This window comes from Verrucomicrobiota bacterium, from assembly GCA_034440155.1.
Taxonomy (GTDB): Bacteria; Verrucomicrobiota; Verrucomicrobiia; order JAWXBN01; family JAWXBN01; genus JAWXBN01.
On the sequence record JAWXBN010000121.1, the window covers coordinates 1 to 4,287 of the forward strand.

Here is a 4,287-nt window from a genome sequence, read left to right on the forward strand (position 1 = left end):
CATTAAGACCCTTAGATAAAGACAACGCCGGGAGAAATTTAAAGAAAAATCGATGGCCATCGTTCCCCAAGAAATTATCCAGAGGATTCTGGACGCAAATGACATTGTCGATGTCATCGGCTCCTACGTGCCTTTGAAACGGGCCGGGGTGAATTTTAAGGCGTTGAGCCCCTTTAAAAAGGAGAAAACCCCCTCGTTTATTGTCTCCCCTCAGAAACAGATATTTAAGTGTTTCGCCAGTGGTAATGGGGGTGGCGTGATCCGATTTGTCCAGATGTATGAAGGGGTGAGTTTCGGGGAAGCCTTAAAGATCCTCGCGGGCCGGGCGGGTATCGAGATTCCCCGCCAATTTTCCCCAAACGAAGGGGCGGCTAAGGAAGAGGATACTTTTAAGGATATCCTCTACGAGATCCACGAGAAACTCTCAGAGTTCTACGGACGTAATCTCTTTAAGGATGCCTCCGCGCAAATTGCCCGGGATTACCTGAAAAACCGGGGGGTCAGCCAAGAAACGGCCAAGCTTTTTTGCATCGGGTATTCGCCCGATAGTTGGGATGCGAGTAAACGGTTCCTCATGGACAAAGGGTATCCGTTGAGTTTGATTTATCAGGCCGGGCTCTTGCGTTTCCGGGGGGCTGCGGAAAATGCGAAACCCACGGATAATCCCGATGATTATTATGATACTTTCCGGGGACGACTGATGTTCACGATCAGTAATAGCGCGGGTAAAGCCATCGCATTCAGTGCCCGTGACCTTAAGGGCGAGACGGAGATGGGAAAATATATTAATTCGCCCGAGTCACCCCTTTTTAAGAAGAGCCGCGAGCTTTACGGTCTGCACTTGACCAAGCGGCCCTTGTTGGACGAGAAGAAGGCCATTATTTGCGAGGGCCAGCTCGACTTGATCGCCATTTACCAGGCGGGTTTCCAAAATGTGGTGGCTTCGCAAGGAACCGCTTTTACCGAGCTGCACGGACAGATACTAAAGCGTTATGTGGATGAAGTGATCCTGTGTTTCGACTCAGACTCGGCGGGGGTGGACGCGACGATCCGTTCCGTCGATTATTTGATCGAAAGCGATTTGAATGTCCGGGTCGCCTCGATTCCGAAGCCTGACGATCCCGATAGCTTGATCCGGACAAAAGGGCCCGAACAATTTGCGCAGGTCATCACCCAAGCCCGGGATTTTTTCGATTTCCATTATGATGTGCTAGCGACCCGTCATGATGCGCGTTCCCCCGGCGGCAAAAAATCCATTTGTGATGCGATGCTGCCAAAGGCCATGCTTTTGCCAAACCCCATCGCCCGGGCCGCTGTCCTCCAGAAAGTCGCCGCCAGACTCGGGGTGCCCGAGGCCTCGCTCCTTGAGCAATCAAAAAAAATGCGTCCGCGCAATATGCTGCGGCAAAAGGCGGATGGGGAAAATCAAAGGCAAGAGCTGATTCCAGCCACCACCGACCTCCCGATGGCCAGTTCAAACCGCCAAATGCTCCATCTTTTGATCCATTATCCGGATTTGGGCCCTGAATTTTTCAAAAAAGTTCGTTATGAATGGATTCCTTACGATGCTGCGGGGATTCTTTTGCAGCATATTTGGGAGGATATCGAACATGAATCCTTTGAAACGGTGGAAAAATCATTCCCGGAAGCAATGAGGCAAGGAAAAATTCATGATTTAGTCATGGATTTATCGATCAAGGAAGTAATTCCGGCCCGGTATGCAGGTGGGATCGGGGACTCCGGACTCTTGGAGGAAGTGCCTGAAGTCGGGCGGCTGCTGAGTGAAACGGCGATTGATTATGAAAAAGGGTACATCCAAGGCTTACTCAAGGAGCGCCAAGGGCTCTTGGCGCAGGGGAATATATCCTTGGAAAAACAATTGCAAATCCAGAAAGAAGTTATTGACTTACAACGCAGACTTAAGGATATTACACGCCCTTCATGATAAAATGTTATCGATGCATATCATTGAATACCGGATACGGTTATCTGAAGTTTTAAAGGGTTAAAATTTATTTCTATGGCGACCAAGACTAAAAAAAACGTTTCAAAACCCGTGCCGAAAAAGGCAGTTAAAGCAGCTCCAGCAAAGGTGAAGCCTTCCAAGGTGAAAGCCGCCCCCAAAGAAAAAGTTAAACTGGCTCCTGTGAAGGTGCCAGCTGCTGAAAAAGCCGCGAAAAAGGTCGGGAAATCAGTGATCCCAGCTCCGGCTACGCCAGCACCGGCCCCGGTTTCCGCCCTCGGTACCCGTTATGATCGTAACGAGAAAATCCGTGAGCTTGTGCGTTTGGCGAAGGAACAAGGCCATCTGACCTACGACGATATTAATGATGCTTTGCCCGGGGGTGTTACTTCCCCTGATGATCTCGACGAGGTTCTCGTCTCCCTGCGCGCTTTGGATATCGAGATTATCGATGCTTCCGATGTGGATCGTGTCACGATTAAACCCGCCGGGGCCTCGGAAATCGAGGATGACCGCGATAAGGTCGATGAAAAACTCGACATTCTTGATGATCCTGTCCGCATGTACCTGAAGCAAATGGGTATGGTCCCCCTCTTGACCCGCGAACAAGAAGTCGAAATTTCCAAACGAATCGAAGACGCCGAGACCGAAGTCCAGAAACGTATGTATAACTACGGGTTCACCGCCCGTGAGCACTTGAATCTCTCGATCCGTTTGATCGAGAGCAAGGAACGTTACGACCGCGTGATCATGGACAAGAAAATCGACAGCCGCGATAAATACATGCGCGTCCTGCCTAAGCTCATCCGCGATTTGGCCAAGGCAAATTCCTTTTGTGAAGGCAAATACGATGCTGTCATAAAAGCCGCCTCCGGCTCGGCCCTAGAAAAAGCTCTCAAGGAATACCAGAAAGCCAATGAGCAGCTCCAAAAGCTTTACCCGAAATTTTATTTCAAACAAAAGGTCACTGAGGACATGGTCGTTTTTGCGGATGAATATGCCCGCGCCATTACCCAACTGACCCAGCATATCGATACCCTTGAGAAAAAGAAGGGGGCAGGCGACCATAAGGCTGCCATCGCCGAGATGAAAAAGAACCTGAAGGGTATCCAAGGCGAATGCCGTGTCGCCCATGAGGAATTTTCAAAGACTTATAAGGAACTCAAGGAATGGCTCCATAAGGCCATGCGCGCAAAAACAGAGATGGTCGAGGCCAACCTCCGTTTGGTTATTTCCATCGCGAAAAAATATACGAACCGTGGCCTTTCATTCTTGGACCTGATCCAGGAAGGGAATATGGGCCTCATGAAGGCCGTAGAGAAATTTGAATATCGCAGGGGTTATAAATTCTCGACCTATGCGACTTGGTGGATCCGTCAGGCGATCACGCGTTCCATCGCGGATCAGGCTCGGACGATCCGTATCCCGGTGCACATGATCGAGACGATTAATAAACTAATGCGTGTCCAGAAACAGCTCATCCAGGAGTTTGGACGCGAACCAACCCCCGAGGAAATCGCTGACGAGATCATGATGCCAGTGGATCGTGTCCGTGCCGTCCTGAAAATGGCGCAACAACCCATTTCCCTCCAGAGCCCGATCGGTGACAGTGATGACACCAGTTTCGGTGACTTTATTGAGGATAAATCCGCTGAGAATCCCGCCGAGATGGCTTCCCACCGTTTGCTCAAAGACAAACTCGGGGATGTCCTGACCTCATTGACCGACCGGGAACGCAAGGTTCTCGAGTTGCGTTTTGGACTGGTAGACGGTTTCTCAAGGACACTCGAAGAAGTCGGTAAACAATTTAATGTGACCCGTGAACGTATCCGTCAGATCGAGGCCAAAGCCCTCCGAAAAATGCGTCACCCGACCCGCATTCATCAGCTGGAGGGATTCCTCGAATTTGGCGAGGAACCATAATCCTCCCCCGATTCTCCCGATAGAAAATGTAATTATTTCCACCACATATCCTCGCCGCAAAAATCGGCGGGGATTTTTTTTGTAGGGCAAGCGGCCCTGCCTGCCACGGGCCAGAGTTTTACGGTTACATCCGGCATTTGGCAACGAGGCCCGTCCACCTAAATAAATAAATGAGATTGTCCATCCTACTTCTTAAATCCCTCGTGGATTTGTGCCGTGAAAATTTTCCCGATTGCACCAAGATTCCCTAGACATGCAGCAGTTTACTATCAAATGGCTGCGGGGGTATCGGGGGTTTTCTTTTCCTCGGGGCGGAGGGGTTCGCGGTGTTTCTGGTAGGCGTGGACGATTTTGGCGACGAGGGAGTGGCGGATGACATCTTTTTCGTCGAAGTATTGAAA

At 50.3% G+C, this 4,287-nt stretch carries 2 protein-coding genes; both read left to right on the plus strand.

All coding sequences use genetic code 11. The annotated features are described in order from the left end of the window. The first annotated feature begins 52 nt into the window (after positions 1 to 52). Positions 53 to 1,945, plus strand: a complete 1,893-nt coding sequence (dnaG, locus tag SGI98_12455; protein ID MDZ4744213.1) for a DNA primase — start codon at positions 53 to 55, stop codon at positions 1,943 to 1,945. Positions 1,946 to 2,020: 75 nt separating this feature from the next. Next, the gene (gene rpoD, locus SGI98_12460) at positions 2,021 to 3,886 is read left to right on the plus strand and encodes an RNA polymerase sigma factor RpoD (GenBank protein MDZ4744214.1); all 1,866 of its coding nucleotides are present in this window, start codon (positions 2,021 to 2,023) and stop codon (positions 3,884 to 3,886) included. Positions 3,887 to 4,287 lie beyond the last annotated feature (401 nt).

What these genes read in the sequence shown, in the direction of transcription:
- rpoD (MDZ4744214.1), top strand. Translation starts at nt 2,021, where the DNA reads ATGGCGACCAAGACTAAAAAAAACGTTTCAAAACCCGTGCCGAAAAAG.
- dnaG (MDZ4744213.1), top strand. Translation starts at nt 53, where the DNA reads ATGGCCATCGTTCCCCAAGAAATTATCCAGAGGATTCTGGACGCAAAT.